The sequence below is a fragment of the Roseateles sp. P1_C1_2 genome (assembly GCF_056406535.1).
On sequence record NZ_JBFUAB010000012.1, the window covers coordinates 46,571 to 61,668 of the forward strand.

16 protein-coding genes are annotated in these 15,098 nt (G+C 69.5%); 9 read left to right on the top strand and 7 right to left on the bottom strand.

What is annotated here, in order from left to right; all coding sequences use genetic code 11:
- The first annotated feature begins 21 nt into the window (after nucleotides 1–21).
- The 8 genes from AC1D2H_RS13240 to AC1D2H_RS13275 all read left to right on the top strand — a co-directional run bounded on the left by AC1D2H_RS13240 (nucleotide 22) and on the right by AC1D2H_RS13275 (nucleotide 8,945).
- A complete protein-coding gene (locus tag AC1D2H_RS13240) occupies nucleotides 22–519 on the top strand; it encodes a hypothetical protein (protein ID WP_478011279.1) in 498 nt (165 codons plus the stop codon).
- A complete protein-coding gene (locus AC1D2H_RS13245) occupies nucleotides 516–1,037 on the top strand; it encodes a hypothetical protein (RefSeq protein WP_478011280.1) in 522 nt (173 codons plus the stop codon). Before AC1D2H_RS13240 ends, AC1D2H_RS13245 begins: the two co-directional genes overlap by 4 nt.
- Nucleotides 1,034–3,202, top strand: coding sequence for a secretin N-terminal domain-containing protein (locus AC1D2H_RS13250; protein WP_478011281.1), 2,169 nt, complete (start codon nucleotides 1,034–1,036; stop codon nucleotides 3,200–3,202). Before AC1D2H_RS13245 ends, AC1D2H_RS13250 begins: the two co-directional genes overlap by 4 nt.
- A 9-nt stretch (nucleotides 3,203–3,211) precedes the next feature.
- Nucleotides 3,212–3,679 (top strand): type II secretion system protein, encoded by a 468-nt coding sequence (locus AC1D2H_RS13255; RefSeq protein ID WP_477935377.1) that lies wholly within the window; start codon nucleotides 3,212–3,214, stop codon nucleotides 3,677–3,679.
- Between the two features lie 11 nt (nucleotides 3,680–3,690).
- Nucleotides 3,691–4,233: a type II secretion system protein gene (locus tag AC1D2H_RS13260; RefSeq protein WP_478011282.1), complete on the top strand. Its 543-nt coding sequence runs from the start codon at nucleotides 3,691–3,693 to the stop codon at nucleotides 4,231–4,233.
- Nucleotides 4,234–4,239: 6 nt separating this feature from the next.
- Nucleotides 4,240–4,761 (top strand): type II secretion system protein, encoded by a 522-nt coding sequence (locus AC1D2H_RS13265; protein WP_477935373.1) that lies wholly within the window; start codon nucleotides 4,240–4,242, stop codon nucleotides 4,759–4,761.
- A 246-nt stretch (nucleotides 4,762–5,007) separates the two neighbouring features.
- Nucleotides 5,008–5,757: an NF038120 family PEP-CTERM protein gene (locus AC1D2H_RS13270; RefSeq protein WP_478011283.1), complete on the top strand. Its 750-nt coding sequence runs from the start codon at nucleotides 5,008–5,010 to the stop codon at nucleotides 5,755–5,757.
- A gap of 32 nt (nucleotides 5,758–5,789) precedes the next feature.
- Nucleotides 5,790–8,945, top strand: coding sequence for a S8 family serine peptidase (locus tag AC1D2H_RS13275; RefSeq protein WP_478011284.1), 3,156 nt, complete (start codon nucleotides 5,790–5,792; stop codon nucleotides 8,943–8,945).
- Nucleotides 8,946–9,039: 94 nt separating this feature from the next.
- Here the strand turns inward: AC1D2H_RS13275 and AC1D2H_RS13280 are convergent, their stop codons facing one another.
- Nucleotides 9,040–9,471, bottom strand: coding sequence for a hypothetical protein (locus AC1D2H_RS13280; RefSeq protein WP_478011285.1), 432 nt, complete (start codon nucleotides 9,469–9,471; stop codon nucleotides 9,040–9,042).
- 51 nt (nucleotides 9,472–9,522) lie between these two features.
- Between AC1D2H_RS13280 and AC1D2H_RS13285 the strand changes: the two genes are divergently transcribed.
- Nucleotides 9,523–10,035: a CAP domain-containing protein gene (locus AC1D2H_RS13285; protein WP_478011286.1), complete on the top strand. Its 513-nt coding sequence runs from the start codon at nucleotides 9,523–9,525 to the stop codon at nucleotides 10,033–10,035.
- Here the strand turns inward: AC1D2H_RS13285 and AC1D2H_RS13290 are convergent.
- The 6 genes from AC1D2H_RS13290 to AC1D2H_RS13315 form a co-directional block, all read right to left on the bottom strand.
- Nucleotides 10,013–10,675, bottom strand: a complete 663-nt coding sequence (locus tag AC1D2H_RS13290; RefSeq protein WP_478011287.1) for a response regulator transcription factor — start codon at nucleotides 10,673–10,675, stop codon at nucleotides 10,013–10,015. The genes AC1D2H_RS13285 and AC1D2H_RS13290 overlap by 23 nt on opposite strands.
- The gene (locus AC1D2H_RS13295; RefSeq protein ID WP_477935361.1) at nucleotides 10,657–11,877 is read right to left on the bottom strand and encodes a sensor histidine kinase; all 1,221 of its coding nucleotides are present in this window, start codon (nucleotides 11,875–11,877) and stop codon (nucleotides 10,657–10,659) included. The genes AC1D2H_RS13290 and AC1D2H_RS13295 overlap by 19 nt, the downstream gene beginning before the upstream one ends.
- Entirely contained in the window at nucleotides 11,874–12,995 is a 1,122-nt protein-coding gene (gene mnmA / locus AC1D2H_RS13300; protein ID WP_478011288.1) for a tRNA 2-thiouridine(34) synthase MnmA, read from the bottom strand. Before mnmA ends, AC1D2H_RS13295 begins: the two co-directional genes overlap by 4 nt.
- A gap of 98 nt (nucleotides 12,996–13,093) precedes the next feature.
- On the bottom strand, nucleotides 13,094–13,795 hold the full coding sequence (locus AC1D2H_RS13305; RefSeq protein WP_477935357.1) for a 2OG-Fe(II) oxygenase: 702 nt from the start codon (nucleotides 13,793–13,795) through the stop codon (nucleotides 13,094–13,096).
- Between the two features lie 9 nt (nucleotides 13,796–13,804).
- Entirely contained in the window at nucleotides 13,805–14,563 is a 759-nt protein-coding gene (locus AC1D2H_RS13310) for a substrate-binding periplasmic protein (RefSeq protein WP_478011289.1), read from the bottom strand.
- Between the two features lie 17 nt (nucleotides 14,564–14,580).
- Entirely contained in the window at nucleotides 14,581–15,078 is a 498-nt protein-coding gene (locus tag AC1D2H_RS13315) for an NUDIX hydrolase (protein WP_478011290.1), read from the bottom strand.
- Nucleotides 15,079–15,098 lie beyond the last annotated feature (20 nt).

Genomic DNA, 15,098 nt, shown 5'->3' on the forward strand with positions numbered 1-15,098 from the left:
CGGCAGGCCCTCATCAAGGGGATGTTCAGAAAGTTAGGCTGGCCCGGCCTCGCCGGTCTTGCCGCGCTGGCGCTCGCCGTGGCGGCCGTCGTGCTGGGCCAGCGCTGGGACGCCCAGGCCGTCAGGCTGCAAGCCGAGGCCCGCGACTTGCGCGCCAAGGCCAGGCCCGCCGCCGTCGCGACGGCCGTACCGATCAGCGTGCAGCAATGGCAGGCCACGCTGCCGGCGTCGAGCAGCCGCCAGCAGCGCCTGGCCGATCTGCTGGAGCTCAGCATCCGCCTCGACCTCGTCGGTGCGCGCACCGAACACCGGCTGTCCAGCACCGAGGGCCTGGAGAGGCTGCGTGTGACCATGCCCGTCACCGGCAGCTATGCGCAGCTGCGCCGCTTCATAGCCGCCGCGCTGGAGCACGACCCGGCGCTGAGCCTGGACGCGATCAAGCTGCGCCGCGTCAGCCCCTTGAGCGCCGACGTCGATGCCGAGCTGCAGTGGTCGCTGCACGGGAGGGCCGCGCCATGAAGCCGACGTCCCGTCAACTCGTTCTCGCCGGCGCCCTGGTTGCGACGCTGGCTGCCACCGCCTGGGTCGCGACGCGCCCCGACGACGAGGCCGTGACCGCCGTCGCCGCGCCGGCTCGCCGCCCCGCCCCTGTCGCTGCGCCCCCCACCATCGCCCCCGCGCCAGTGGACGGTGCGCGCCAGCCTTGGGCCGAGGTCCCCGCGGCCCAACTGGCAGCCTGGCAACCTCCGCCCCCCCCACCACCGCCCCCCGCGCCGCCGCCGATCGCTGCCGCTCCGCCACCGCCGCCCGTCGCGCCGCCGGCGCCCTACCAGATGATCGGCCGCGTCATCGAAGGCGAGGGCGCCAAGGCCGTCGAGGTTGCCCTGCTGACCGGCCCGAACAAGGCGCTGAGCGCCAAGCGTGGCGACGTCATCGACGGCCAATGGCGCGTCGAGCAGGTCACCGACAGTGGCGTGCGCCTGACCTGGCTGCCCGGCCAGCTTCCCCAGAACATCGTCTTCAGGCCCATCCCATGAAGAAGCTCCTTCTCATCTTCGCCGTCGCGCTGCTGACGGCCTGCGCCAACCCGGCGCTGCGCCAGGCCGAGGACCTCGGCCGCGGCAACCAGTGGCCCGCGGCCCTGCGCGTGCTGGACGACGCCCTCGCCAAGGACCCGACCGACCCGCAGCTGCGCGCCGCCCAGGTGCGCGCCCGTGAGCAGGCCTCGGCGCGGCTCATTCTGCAGATCGAGGCGCTGCGCGGCGCCGGGCGTTGGGACGAAGCCTCGGCGCTGCTGAGCCAGCTGGCCCAGGCCGACGCCCGCCATCCGCGCCTGGCCGCGTTGACCACCGAAGTGGAGCGCAGCCGCCGTCAGGACGCCCAGCTGGCCACCGGCCGTGCCGCGTTGAAGGAAGGGCGCCTGGAGCGTGCCGAAGCCGTGGCCCGCGAGATCCTGGCCGAGTCGCCCCAGCACCCCGGTGCCCGCCTGCTGGCCAGCCAGGTCGCCCAGGCGCGGCCGCTGGAGGCGGCGGTCGGCGAACTCGGCCCGGCCTTCCAGAAGCCGGTCACGCTGGAATTCCGCGAGGCGCCGCTGCGCCAGGTCTTCGAGGCGCTGGCCCGCTCCAGCGGCGTCAACTTCGTCTTCGACAAGGACGTGCGCTCCGATGCCCGTGTGACCGTCTTCCTGCGCAACGTGACGATGGACGAGGCCATGCGCGTCATCCTCGGCACCCAGCAGCTGGACCGCAAGCTGCTCAACGAGACCTCGGTGCTGATCTTCCCGAACACGGCCGCCAAGCAGCGCGAGCACCAGGAGCTGATCACCCGCACCCTCTACCTGACCAACGCCGACGTGAAGCAGGTGCAGGCCATGGTGCGCACCATCGCCAAGGTGCGCGACATCCACATCGACGAGCGCCTCAACCTGCTCATCGTGCGCGACACGCCCGAGGTGCTGCGCCTGGTGGAAAAGCTTATCGCCTCGGTCGACCTGCCCGAGCCCGAGGTCATGCTCGAGGTCGAGGTCATGGAGCTGGCCACCGACCAGGTCGACTCGCTGGGCCTGCAGTGGCCCGAGGAAATGCAAGTGGGCATCAGCGATGCCTCGGGCGCGATCCCGTCTCGCGTCTTCATTGGCGGCAAGAACCCGATCAACTTCCGCGCCAGCATCGCCAACCCGACCGTCATCGCGACGCTGCGCGGCACGGCCGGCAACTCCAACATCCTGGCCAATCCCAAGATCCGCGTGCGCAACCGCGACAAGGCCAAGGTCCACATCGGACAGAAGCTGCCGGTGTTCACGACGACGACCAACTTCACCGGCTCCACGTCGGTCGCGGCCTCGGTCAGCTATCTCGACGTCGGCCTCAAGCTCGACGTCGAGCCCACCATCCAGCTCGACAACGACGTCGTCATCAAGATCGGCCTGGAAGTCAGCAACCTGATCCGCCAGGTCACCGGCCCCGGCGGCACGACGGCCTACGAGATCGGCACGCGCAACACCTCCACCGTGCTGCGCCTGGCCGACGGCGAGACGCAGGTGCTGGCCGGCCTCATCAACGACGAGGATCGCAAGAGCGGCTCCGGCATCCCGGGGCTGTCGCGCATCCCCGTGCTGGGTCGCCTGTTCGGCACCCAGACCGACACGCGCGCCAAGACCGAGGTCGTGCTGCTGATCACGCCGCGGGTCGTGCGCAACCTGGCCGTGCCGGATGCGTCCCTCACGCGACTGGCCAGCGGCACGGACGCCAGCCCCGGCGCCTTCAGCAGCCTGCTGCGCCGCGAGGCCAGGGTCGGCGTGGCGCCGAGCAGCGGCACGGCCGCGCCCGCGGCCCAGTTCCAGCCTGCCGCCGCGCCCACCGAGGCGACGCTGAAGCTGGACGTCACGCCGCAGATCCCGCCCGGCGGCACCGTCTCCGTCGCGCTGAAGAACGAAAGCGGCCTGCAGATCAAGGGCGAGCTGGAGTACGACCCCGCCAAGCTCACGCCGGCCCAGCCCCTGCAGGGTGTCACGCCCGGGCGCTATCCGGTCGAGCTGGCGCCGCGCGGCGACCGTGTCGTCGCCTTCCGCGCGCTGCCGCCGGCGGCAGGGCAGGTGCTCAATATCGGCGTCAGTTCGTTGGTGGCCAATGGCTTGAATGGCGAGTCCGCGCCGGTGCGCCTGGAAGGCTCTGGGCTGCTGACCGTAGAAGCGGTGAAGTAGGTAGCGCCGATGCGAGCTCGTGGCTTCACGCTCATCGAGATGCTGGTCGTGCTGGTCATGCTGGGCGTGCTCGCGTCCGCCGCGCGGCCGCTGCTCGAGCTGTCGGTGCAGCGTGGCCGCGAGCACGAGCTGCGCCAGGCCCTGCGCACGCTGCGCGAGGCCCTGGATGCCTACAAGCATGCCGTCGAGACCGGCAGCATCGTGCAGAGCCCCGAGGACAGCGGCTACCCGCCGAAGCTGGCCTTGCTCGTCGACGGCGTGCCCGATGTGAAGTCGCCGAATGGCCGCAAGATCTATTTCCTGCGCCGCCTGCCGCGCGACCCCTTCGCGCCGGCCGAGATGAGTGCCGCCGAGACCTGGGGCCTGCGTGCCTACGAGAGCGCCCCCGACGACCCGCGGGCCGGCAAGGATGTGTTCGACGTCTACTCGCGCTCGGAGCGCAAGGCGTTGGATGGTTCGCGATTGAAGGAATGGTGATGAAGCAGCGGATGTCAGCCCCCCGCTCGCGAGTACGCGGTCGGCCTTGCAGGCCGCGTGGCGCCCCAGGGCGCCACTCTTCGGCAGCCAGAAACCGCCCACTGGGCGCTTTCTGCGCGGCCTCAGCCCCCGAGGGGGCGCGAGCCGGCAGTGTTGGTTTCACGGCGGCCCGGCGCCCGGCTCATCGCGGCTTCACCCTCATCGAGCTCATCGTCGTGATGGCCATCGTGGCCCTGCTCGCCTCCATCGCCGCGCCGCGCTATTTCGCCTCGCTGCACAAGAGCAAGGAGACAGCCCTGCTGCAATCGTTGACGACGATGCGCGACGCCATCGACCAGTACGCCGCTGACAAGGGCCGTTATCCCGAGTCGCTGCAGGAGCTGGCCGCGGCGCGCTATGTCCGTGACATTCCCGAGGACCCGCTGACCGCCAGCCGTGAGACCTGGGTGGAGTTGCCGCCGCCCACCGAGATGCAGGCCAGTGGTCGGCTCTGGGACGTGCGCAGCGGCGCCGCCGGGCGCAGCGCCGATGGCCGTCTCTATGCGGACTGGTAGCCGGCGATGGGGCGTCTGCAGCGCGGCTACAGCTATCTCGCCGTCCTCTTCCTCGTTGCGCTGACCGCAGCTGGCCTCGCCGCCCTCGGCCAGGCCTGGAGCACGGCGGCCGAGCGGGAACGCGAGCGGGAGTTGCTGTTCCGTGGCGGCGAGATCGCGCGGGCCATCGCCGCCTATGCGCTGGCCACGCCCAACCCGCCGCAGCAATATCCGAAGAGCCTGGACGACTTGCTCGCCGACAACCGCACGCCCCAACCGCGCCGCCACCTGCGCCGTGCCTACGCGGACCCCTTCACCGGCAAGCCCGACTGGGAACTGGTGGCCGAGCCCGGCCAGCCGGGCGCCTTCAGCGCCGTGCGCAGCCGCTCCGAGCACCTCCTGCTGCGCGAGTTCGGGCCCGACGGCACGCAGGTCCGGCAGGCGCGCGACCTGCTCTTCGCCTCGCGCAATTCGGCCAGACCCCAGTTCATCGCCGATCCAGGTTCTGCGGCTTCGGCCGCCTCAGCAGCCAGCGGCGTGTCAAGGTGATTAGTGCAGTGGAATTTCGTACGGGCTAGTCAAGTCTGTTGACTCGGTGAATACCCGTTCCCCCCTCGCCTGAAGGCCGGGCAACTGGGGATGGCCGTGAATTCCTGCTCACCCAGAATCGGCCGCCTCGATGGGTCATTCGACTCATACGCAGGACCTCCATTCGATCCGAAGGAGGTTGCAGCGCCGCCGGCGCCGCTTGCCTGCGCAGTGTGATTCAACTTTACAAAGAAAGTGGGTAGTTCAATGAAGAAGACTTTGACGTCGATCGCTTTGGCTGCGGTGGCATTGGCCGCTTCGGTGAGCGCCCAGGCCGGCGTGCTGCGCTCGACCATCAGTTTCGACCCGGTCGACATGTCCGTGCTGATGTACGGCGACAGCGGCGTCCTCGGCCACAACGACGAGTTCTACCAGGCAGGCCTGGCAGGCCGGACCATGTTCTTCGACCCGTTCTCGAACGCCGCAGGCGCCCAGACCGGTGATCTGGTCGGTGCACTCCTGAACGGTGCTTGCGCCGACCTCCTGTGCCCGGCCAACAACCCGACCAACTATCTGGCCATGCTGGACGACGCCGCCGTCGTCTTCGGTTCGACCGACGGCTTCCGCTTCTCGGTGCGCAGCTTCGCTGCCAGCTTCATCGGCAGCGGTGACCCCCTGCAGAACACCCCCGGATTTGTCCGCCTGCAAGGCGTGCGCAATGGCGTGTCGACGGTCGCCACCTTTGCCCTGACGGGTCTGGATGCTGGCGGACACCTGAACTTCGGCACGATCAACACCGGCGCCTTCGGCAACATCGAGTTCGACTACGTGTACGCCTACGGCTTCGCATGCCCTGCCCCGGGTGCCGGCAACACCTGCTCGTCCTTCTCGACCGACCGCGCCCAGTTCGCCCTCGACGACATCGTCATCGAGCACGTGCCCGAGCCGGCCAGCCTGGCCCTGCTCGGTGCCGCCGGCCTGGCGGCCCTGGGTGCCCGTCGCCGCCGCGCCGTCTGATCCCATACCCCCCGCTTCGAAAGGATATTTCGATGAAGATGAAACTCAAGCCCGCCGCACTGGCGACGCTGGTCCTGCTCTCTGGTTTGGCCACGAGCTCCTTTGCGCAGGATCGCAAGACCTACATCGTCCAGCTCAAGGATGAACCCGCTGCCTCCTACCAGGGCACGGTGTCAGGCCTGGCCGCCACCCAACCGGCAGCCGGTGAAAGCTTCAAGTTCGGCAGCGCTGCCGTGCAGGCCTACATCAGCTATCTGGGCCAGCAGCAGAGCAACGTCATTTCCCTCGTGGGCAATGCGCCCGTGCTGGCGACCTACACGAACGTCTTCAACGGTTTCGCTGCCCGCCTGACCGAAGACGAGGCCCGCGCACTGGTCGCCAACTCGCAAGTGGTCGGCATCTGGCAAGACGAAGCTCGCCAGCTCGACACCATCTCGACCTCCAAGTTCCTCAAGCTGAGCGAACCCGGCGGCCTCTGGTCCAAGACCGTTGGCGGTGCGGCCCTGAAGGGCGAGAACATGGTCATCGGCGTGGTCGACCTGGGCATCTGGCCCGAGAACCCCGCTTTCTTCGACCGTGTCGACGTCAACGGCGTGCCGAGCAACAACCCGGCCGACACCCTGGTCTACGGTCCCAAGCCCGCCACTTTCACCGGTGTCTGCATGGCTGGCGAAGGCATCGACCCCGCCAAGCATTGCAACAACAAGCTGATCAGCATCCAGCACTTCAATGCTGGCTTCATCGCTTCCGGCAACACCCCGCACTGGACGTCGTTCGCCTCTGGCCGTGACGACCTGGGCGGCGCGACCGGCCATGGCGGCCACGGCGACCACACGGCCTCCACCGCAGCGGGCAACTCCAACGTCACGGCCATCGTCAACGGCCTCGCCCTCGGCCAGGCTTCGGGCATGGCGCCGCGCGCACGTGTCGCCTCCTACAAGGTCTGCTACACCTATGTGAATGCCGCCGCGACCGACGGCACCGGCAGCCAGAACTCCTGCTTCAACTCCGACTCGGTGGCCGCCATCGACAAGGCAGTGGCCGATGGCGTCAACGTCATCAACTACTCGATCAGCGGCTCGCAGACTTCGGTCAACGATCCTGTCGAGCAGGCCTTCTACCGTGCTGCCGTCGCTGGCGTGTTCGTCGCCGCTTCGGCCGGCAACAGCGGCCCTGGCCAGGCTGTCGCCCACATCAGCCCCTGGCTGACGACGGTCGCCGCCTCCACGCATGACCGCGCCTTCTCGGCCGATGCCACGCTGGGCAACGCCGCCAAGTACACCGGTGCCTCGGTCAACCCCAACCCGCTGGGCAGCGCCTCGCTAATCCGCGCGGAAGACGCAGGCATTGCCGGCGCCAGCGCCAACCTGAACCTGTGCTTCAGCAACCCGCTCGAGCTCGACCCCGCCAAGGTGGCCGGCAAGATCGTGGTCTGCACGCGCGGCAACAACGCCCGCGTCGACAAGAGCCTGGCCGTGCTGAACGCCGGTGGCGTCGGCATGATCCTTTCGGACAACGGTGGCGGCCTGGTGGCCGAAGCCCACTCGGTGCCGACCGTGCACGTCACGACCGCCGATGGCAATGCGATCAAGGCTTACGCCCAGACCGCTGGCGCCACCGCCAGCATCAGCAAGTTCTACCTCGGCAGCGCTCCGGCGCCGACGATGGCGAACTTCTCTTCGCGTGGCCCGAACGCCGGTGACGCCAATCTCCTCAAGCCCGACGTGACGGCGCCTGGCGTGGACGTCATCGCCCAGGTGACGCCGGCCCTGAACCAGGCCGATCGCGACGCCGTGGCCGCCGGCGCGCTGGTGCCGGGACCGGCCTGGGCTTCCTACCAAGGCACGTCCATGTCCAGCCCGCACGTGGCTGGCGTGGCGCTGCTGCTCAAGCAAGCCAACCCGACCTGGGGCCCTGGCGCCATCAAGTCGGCGCTGATGACCTCGGCCTACTCGACGCTGGACGACGGCCTGGCCGGTGCTTCCAACGGCCTGCTGCCCTGGTCGCAAGGTGCCGGTCATATCGACCCGCAGAAGGCCAACGATCCGGGCCTGGTCTACAACGCTGGCAAGAACGACTGGGTCAAGTACCAGTGCAAGGTCAACAAGGCCGCGGTCACCCCGGCCAGCGACTGCACGAACATCGGCACGCTGGACGAGACCTACAACCTGAACCTGCCGTCCATCACGGTCAGCACGGTCACAGGCAGCACGATCGTTGCTCGCAACGTCACCAACGTCGGTACGTCGGCCGCCACCTACACGGCCGCCGTCACGCCGCCGGCGGGCTTCACCGCCGTGGTGTCGCCGGCCTCGCTGACGCTGAACCCGGGTGAAACCAAGTCCTTCACGGTCACCATCGCCGTGGCTGGTGCCGCCGAAGGTGTCTGGCAGTTCGGCCAGCTCGTCTGGAACGACGGCACGCACTCGGTGCGCGCGCCTATCCAGGCTCGCGCCGGCAAGGCGATCTCGGCACCCGCCGAGTTCACCGCCTCGACGGGTTCGGGCAGCAAGCTGTTCACCGTGCGCACCGGCTTCAGCGGCCGCATGACCGCGCTGAAGGGCGGCCTGAAGGACGTGACGATGGGTGCCGAGACGTCGCTGACGCCGCTGGCCACCTCGTCCGCCACGCTGCTGTCCCGCTGCCGCAGCGCCACCAACTTTGCCTCCATCGCGAAGTACAACTTCACGGTGCCGGCTGGTGCGATCGTTGCGCGCTGGGCGCTGCGTCAGGCTGACACGAGCGGTCCGAACGACGACAACGACATGGTCGTGTCCTACCCGAACGGCACCAGCTCGCTGTACTCGGGCAACGACGGTTCCAACGAAGTGCTGCAAGTCGTCGCTCCGGCGGCTGGCACCTATCGCGTCTGCGTGCTCGCCTATGGCGGCGCCGCGGCACCGATGAAGCACAAGCTGTCGAGCTGGATCGTCAGCCCCGGCGATGCCGGCGGCCTGAACGCCGTCGTGCCGAGCACGGTCTACGCGGGCAGCACGGCCACGGTGGGCCTGGCCTGGTCGGGCGTGGCTGCTGGCAAGCGCACCGTCGGTGGCGCTCAGTGGCTGGACCTGGCCGGCAAGGTGCAGGCGACCACGGTCCTGCGCGTTTCGACCGACGGCGCCCTGCCGGTTCAAAACGAGCCGACCAACGCGCCTTCCAAGCTGGTGGATGCCGACCCGGCGCAGTAAGTAGCGCCAAACCGCCACGGGGCTTGGTCCCCGAGCGAGGCCACATGCCGCAAGGCGTGTGGCCTTTTTTGCTTGTTGGCTGCCCCCAGGCTGGCTAGCTGGCGCCGCCGCGCTGGGCTGCGGACTGGCAGCGCCCCGCCACGCAGGCTGCGCCGGGGTCGGCCACCATCGCGCAGTTGGAAAGCATGCCGCTGGCCTCGATCTCGCGTTTGTGCGCCCGGGCCTGGCGCGCGGCCAGGTCGGCCAGGCGTTCGGCGTCGGTGCCCACGGTGGACCAGGCCAGATAGCCGGCCGGCCCGCCGCAGGCCTTGGCGCCGACGGCCAGCGTGCGGCATTGCGAGTTGCTGCTGCAGGCCGCTGGGCCGATCAGCGCACGCAGCTCGCGACCGAGCCGCACGGACTCGGCTTCAACGGCAACGGGTGGGGCGGGCGGGGTTGGCGCGGCCGGTGCGGCGGGCGGTGTCTGGGCGCAGCTGGTGAAGGCGGCCCAGGCGAGCAGGGGGGCGAGAAGTCGTTGGGGTTTCATGCCCCCATGGTGGGCTCGGCTGGACTGCTTGGCAACAACTAGGATGCGGCCATGCGAGCCTTGTTGCCTCTGTTGCTTGGTCTGACGGGCCTGGCCCATGCCGTGGCCCAGGACAGCTGCCAGCCGGCGGGCGACGCGGTGCTGGCGCGGCTGAACACCCTGCGCGCCCAGCCCCAGGCCTGTGGCGAACGCCTGTGGCCTGCCGCGGCACCCTTGCGCGCCAGCCCTGTGCTGGCGGAATCAGCGCGCCGCTACGCGCAGGAACTGGCCGCGCGCGACCGCATCGACCACGTCGGCGCCGCGGGCACCTCGCTGCGCACGCGGCTGCGCGAGTCGGGCTATCTGATGCGCTCGGCCGGCGAGAACCTGGCCGGCGGGCCCGAGACGCTGGACGAAGCGATGGCCCAATGGCTGGCCAGCCCGGCGCACTGCGAGAACCTGATGGCCGCCGATTTCCAGGAGTTCGGCCTGGCCTGCGTGGCCGGCCCCGGCAAGCTGCAGCGCTATTGGGTGCTGCACCTGGCCTTGCCGGCCAGCCCGACTAAATCCAGCCTAGATCGATAGCGCGCAGCACCGCCTGCGTGCGGTCCCTGACGCCCATCTTGGAGAAGATGGCCGAGCAGTGGTTCTTGATGACGCCTTCGCTGTTGCCCAGCAGGCCGGCGATCTCGGTGTTGCTGCGGCCGCTGGCCACCAGGCGAAGCACCTGCAGTTCCTTGGGCGACAGCGGGTCCGGGTGATCCGCCGCGGTGAAGGCGCGCTCGCCGCCCTTGGCCTCCATGCGCGTCGTCAGCGACGGCCGCAGCGCGGTGCCGCCGCCGTGCACGTCGCGCAGGGCCTGGGCCAGCGTCTCGGGGCTGATGGCCTTGAGCAGGAAGCCGCGGGCGCCGGCGCGCACGGCCTCGTCGAAGGCGGCGGTGTCGTCGAAGGTCGTCAGCAGCACGGTCGGCAGGCGCAGCGCCCGCGCGGCCAGCGCGCGGATCAGGCCGACACCGTCCAGGCGCGGCATGCGCATGTCGGACAGGATGACGTCGGGCATGTCGTCGGCCGGCGCGGCGGACAGCCACTCCAGCGCCTCGGCCCCGTCGCTGGCCTCGCCGACGACCTGCAGCTCGTCGTGCAGCGCGAGCAGGCCCTTGAGGCCTTCGCGTACCAGTTGCTGGTCCTCGACCAGCAGGATCTTGATCACACCCATCGTGGACATCTCAACTCGATTCGAAAACCCGGGCTGGTGCGGGTCACGCACATCTGCCCACCCAGTTCGGTCATGCGCTCGGCCATGCCCGAGAGCCCATTGCCAAAGCCCTCGGCACGGCCCGCGTGCCAGTTCGGCGCGCCTCGCCCATCATCGTCGATGCTGACGGCGACCTCATCCCCATCTCCCCGCAGTTCAACCTTCACGCGACGCGCGCCGGCGTGACGAACGCTGTTGGTCACGCCTTCCTGTACACAGCGCAGCAGCGCGTGGGCGGCGCGGGGGCCCAGGTCGCGGGCGGCGTCGTCCAGGGCCAGCTCGATGCGCGTGCTGGCAATGCCCTCGGCCAGGGCCTGCAGGGCGGCCGACAGGTCGATGCGCTGCGAGCTGCGCTGCTGCGACACCGCCTCGCGCACATCCGCCAGCAGTTGGGCCGCCACACCCTCGGCGCGCCCCATCGCCTGGCCGGCGCCCGGGGTGTCCTGGCGCGCCAGCAGGGCGCCACCGAGCTGCAGTTGCAGATTCAGCGCGGTCAGGTGGTGGCCCATCAGGTCGTGCAGCTCGCGGGCGATCTGCATGCGTTCGTTGTAGCGCATCTGCTCGGCCAGCAGGTGCTCGCCCGACATTTGCTCGGCCAGCACGGCCTGCAGCCAACGGCGCTTCTCGCCCTCTGCCGCGGCCATGCGGCCGAGACCGAAGGCCAGGCCGTGCAGGGCCAGCATGGAGGTCAGCAGGCCGAACTGGTCCAGCCAGGGCGCGGCCTGCGGCGCGGCGTAGATGCCGGTGTTCAGCAGCACCTGGGCGAAGCCGAAGCCCAGCGCCAGGCGCGCCGGCAGCACGACGGCGGCCAGCGCCGTGACGAGGAAGGGCAGGCCGGGCGTCACGCCGAAGGCCAGCAGGTCCACCAGCAGCAGCCAGGCCAGGCGCTGGTTGACCGGCACGGCGGTCTGGCCCTGGCGCGCCAGGTGAAAGATCAGTGCGACGAAGGCCAGCAGCAGCCCCACGCAGACGAGGACGAGGCTGCGGTCATTGACGTCGCCCCCGAGTTGGCGCCAGACCCAGGCGGCCAGACCGTCATAGGGCTCGGTGCGAACGCCCAGCAGCGCGGAGCCGGCGCTGACCAACTCCATGGTGCAGAGCGCCAGCGCCGCCAGGCGCAGCACCACGCCGGGCTCGGCGAGTCGCGCCAGGAGGCGGTCAAACTTGGTCATGCCGCCAGCGCCGCCGAGATGATGCCGCCGCCCAGGCAGACGTCACCGTCGTAGACCACGGCGCTCTGGCCGGGCGTGACGGCCCATTGCGGCTCGGGGAAACGCAGCGTCAGCTTGCCGTTGGCGTCGAAGCCGACGCTGCAGGGCGCATCGGCCTGCCGATACCGGGTCTTGGCCGCGGCCGCGCCCGTCGTCGGCGCGCGGCCGGCGATCCAGCTCAGGTCGTCGGCCACCAGGGCGGGGCTTTGCAGCAGTGGATGGTCATGGCCCTGCACGGCGATCAGCGTGTTGTTCGGGATGTCCTTGGCAGCGACGAACCAGGGCTCGTGTTCACCGCCGCCGCGCGGCGACCCCTTTTCCTTCACGCCGCCGATGCCCAGGCCCTGGCGCTGGCCCAGCGTGTAGAAGGACAGGCCGACATGCTCGCCGAGCTTGCGGCCGCGCTCGTCCTTGATGGGGCCGGGCTGGTGCGACAGGTATTTGTTCAGGAACTCGCGGAAGGGCCGCTCACCAATGAAGCAGATGCCGGTCGAGTCCTTCTTCTTCGCGTTGGGCAGCGCGATCTCGGCGGCGATGCGGCGCACCTCCGTCTTGGGCAGATGACCGACCGGGAACATGGCCTTGCTGATCTGCTGCTGCGTCAGGCGGTGCAGGAAATAGCTCTGGTCCTTCAGCGGGTCCAGGCCCTTGAGCAGCTGGAACTCGCCGTCGACCTCGCGGACCCGGGCGTAGTGGCCTGTGGCGATCTTCTCGGCGCCCAGGCGCATCGCATGGTCGAGAAAAGCCTTGAACTTGATCTCCGCATTGCACAGCACGTCCGGGTTGGGCGTGCGGCCAGCCTGGTACTCCTGCAGAAAGCTCTCGAAGACGCGGTCCTTGTACTCGGCGGCGAAGTTGACGTGCTCGATGTCTATGCCCAGCACGTCGGCCACCGAGGCGGCGTCCAGGAAGTCCTGGCGCGTCGAGCAGTACTCGTCGTCGTCATCGTCTTCCCAGTTCTTCATGAAGATGGCGATGACCTCGTGCCCCTGCTGTTTGAGCAGGTGGGCGGTCACGGCCGAGTCCACGCCGCCGGACAGGCCGACGACGACTCGATGTTTTTTTCCTGCGGAACTCATGGGGCTGATTGTCCCAAAGGAGAAAACGCCGGGCCGCCCCAAGTTTTCTCGAGCCCCCTCGGGGGGCGCGGCGCACGCCGCATTGGGGGCAAGGTTCCTCAACCTTTGCCGAACAGGCTTTCGGCGCGCTGGTAGAGCACCCAGGAGGTGGCGATGAACTTGTCGCCGCCCTGGGGGCGGTTGCCGCGGTGGGTGTGGGTGAAGCCGCCCGGCGCGATCAAGAGGCTGCCGGTGCGCGGCGCGATCTTGCGGCCCTGGTAGAGGAATTCCGTCTCGCCGGCGGCGAAGTCGTCGTTCAGGTAGAGGGTCCACAGCACGGCGCGGTGCAGGGCCTCGCCCTGGTCGAGCTTGGGGTACTGCTCGCAATGCCAGTAGGGGTAGCCGCCCTGGTCGGCCTGGTAGCGCTGCAGGTTGATGGCACCGGGGCGAAAGACCTTGGCGATCAGACCCATCAGCATCTCGTCATTCAGCGCGCTAACGCCGTCGGCGTCCAGCAGCGCCGCCGTGCCGTCGGGCCTTTGCATCTGCAGCTTCAGCGGGGCCAGTGCCAGATGGGCATAGCGGCGCAGATAGTGCTTGAAACCAGCGATGACGGCGTCGTTGAGCTGCTCGCAGGCATCGGTCCACTCGGGGTGGCGGCTGATGGCGATGTCCCAGCTGTCCTTCATGCTGACATCGACGCCGCTGCCGGTCTCGCCGCGCTGCACGCGGGGGCTGGCCTGGAAGCGCTCGACCAGCGCGCGGCAGGCCTCGGGGCTCAGGGCGCCCTCGTAGACCTCGATGAAATCGGGAGCTGTCATGCCGGCACCTCAGCCGCCGCCCTGGCGCTTCAGCAGCGCCTGCAGCGTCGACTGGCGCAGGGCCTCGAGCTCGCCGCTGGCCTGCAGCCGCAGCAGGGCGGCGTTGAGCTTCTGGGCCAGGGCCGCATGCCGGGCGGCGAGCACATGGTGGACGGTGTGCTCGTCCAACACGAGGTCCAGTCGCTGCAGGCCCTGAATGCCAACCGGTCTCTGCGCCGGGCTGCCGGCGAGTTCGCTGAGGATGGCCACGTCGGCCGCGTCGGTGGCCAGCAGCCGCCACAGCTCGCGCAGGTTGCCGGCCTCGACGCGGTGCACGCCGGCAGGCATCAGCTGCTCCACGCGCACGATGCCGCGCAGGTGGGCGACACGCCAGCGCGGCAGGTCGGCCCAGCCCGTCAGCCGCAGCGTCGGGTCGCGCGTGTAGGCGCGCAGCTGCACCTGGCCCAGCGGCGTGGCCACGGCGACGACGCCGGGGTTGGCCTCGATGTAGTCGCGCGCCCGGTGCGTGTTGGCATCCATCTCGCCACTGGCCAGTTGCAGGCCGGCCCGGCGCGCGGGCAGGTCGATGAACTGCATGGGCTGGCCGACGTCGGCGTACAGCCGCGTCAGCACCGCTTCGCTGATGCCGATCAGCGGATTCGTCGCGCGATCCCAGCTGGCGATCTGCAGCGGCTGGGCTTGGGCCGCCGCACCAAAAACCCAACCCAGCGGCAACGCCAGGCAGGCGGCCAGACGCTGGCGGTGGAAGCGGGAGGGCTTAGGGGGCATCGCGCGGCATTGTGACCCTAGCCCAGGCGCCGCGGCTCGGCCAGCGATGCGTCGGAATTCACGCTGTCCAGCGGCAGCCGGCGCCCGGCGGCGTGGTCCTCGATGCAGCGCAGCACCAGCGGGCTGCGGTGGCGCTCCTGGCTGGCGCGGATCTCATCCAGGCTCAGCCACAGCGTGCGGTGTATGCCCTGGTCCAGCGTGCGCCCGGCGATCTCCTCGCCCACTGCCCCACTGAAGGCCAGCCGCACATAGGTGACATCCTCTAATCGCGCCGGGCGGACGAAGCGGGCCAGGTAGACGCCCAGGAAAGCCTCGGGCGTGAAAGCCCGTGCCGTCTCCTCCAGCGCTTCGCGCACGACGGCCTCGATCGGCGTTTCGCCCAGCTCCAGATGGCCTGCCGGGTTGTTCAACCTCAGGCCTTCGGGGGTGTCTTCCTCCACCAAAAGGTAGCGGTCCCCACGCGCAATCACCGCCGCGACAGTGACGCTGGGGCGAAACCTATCTGTTCCAGCCATGAAACTTCCTCTCGAATTCC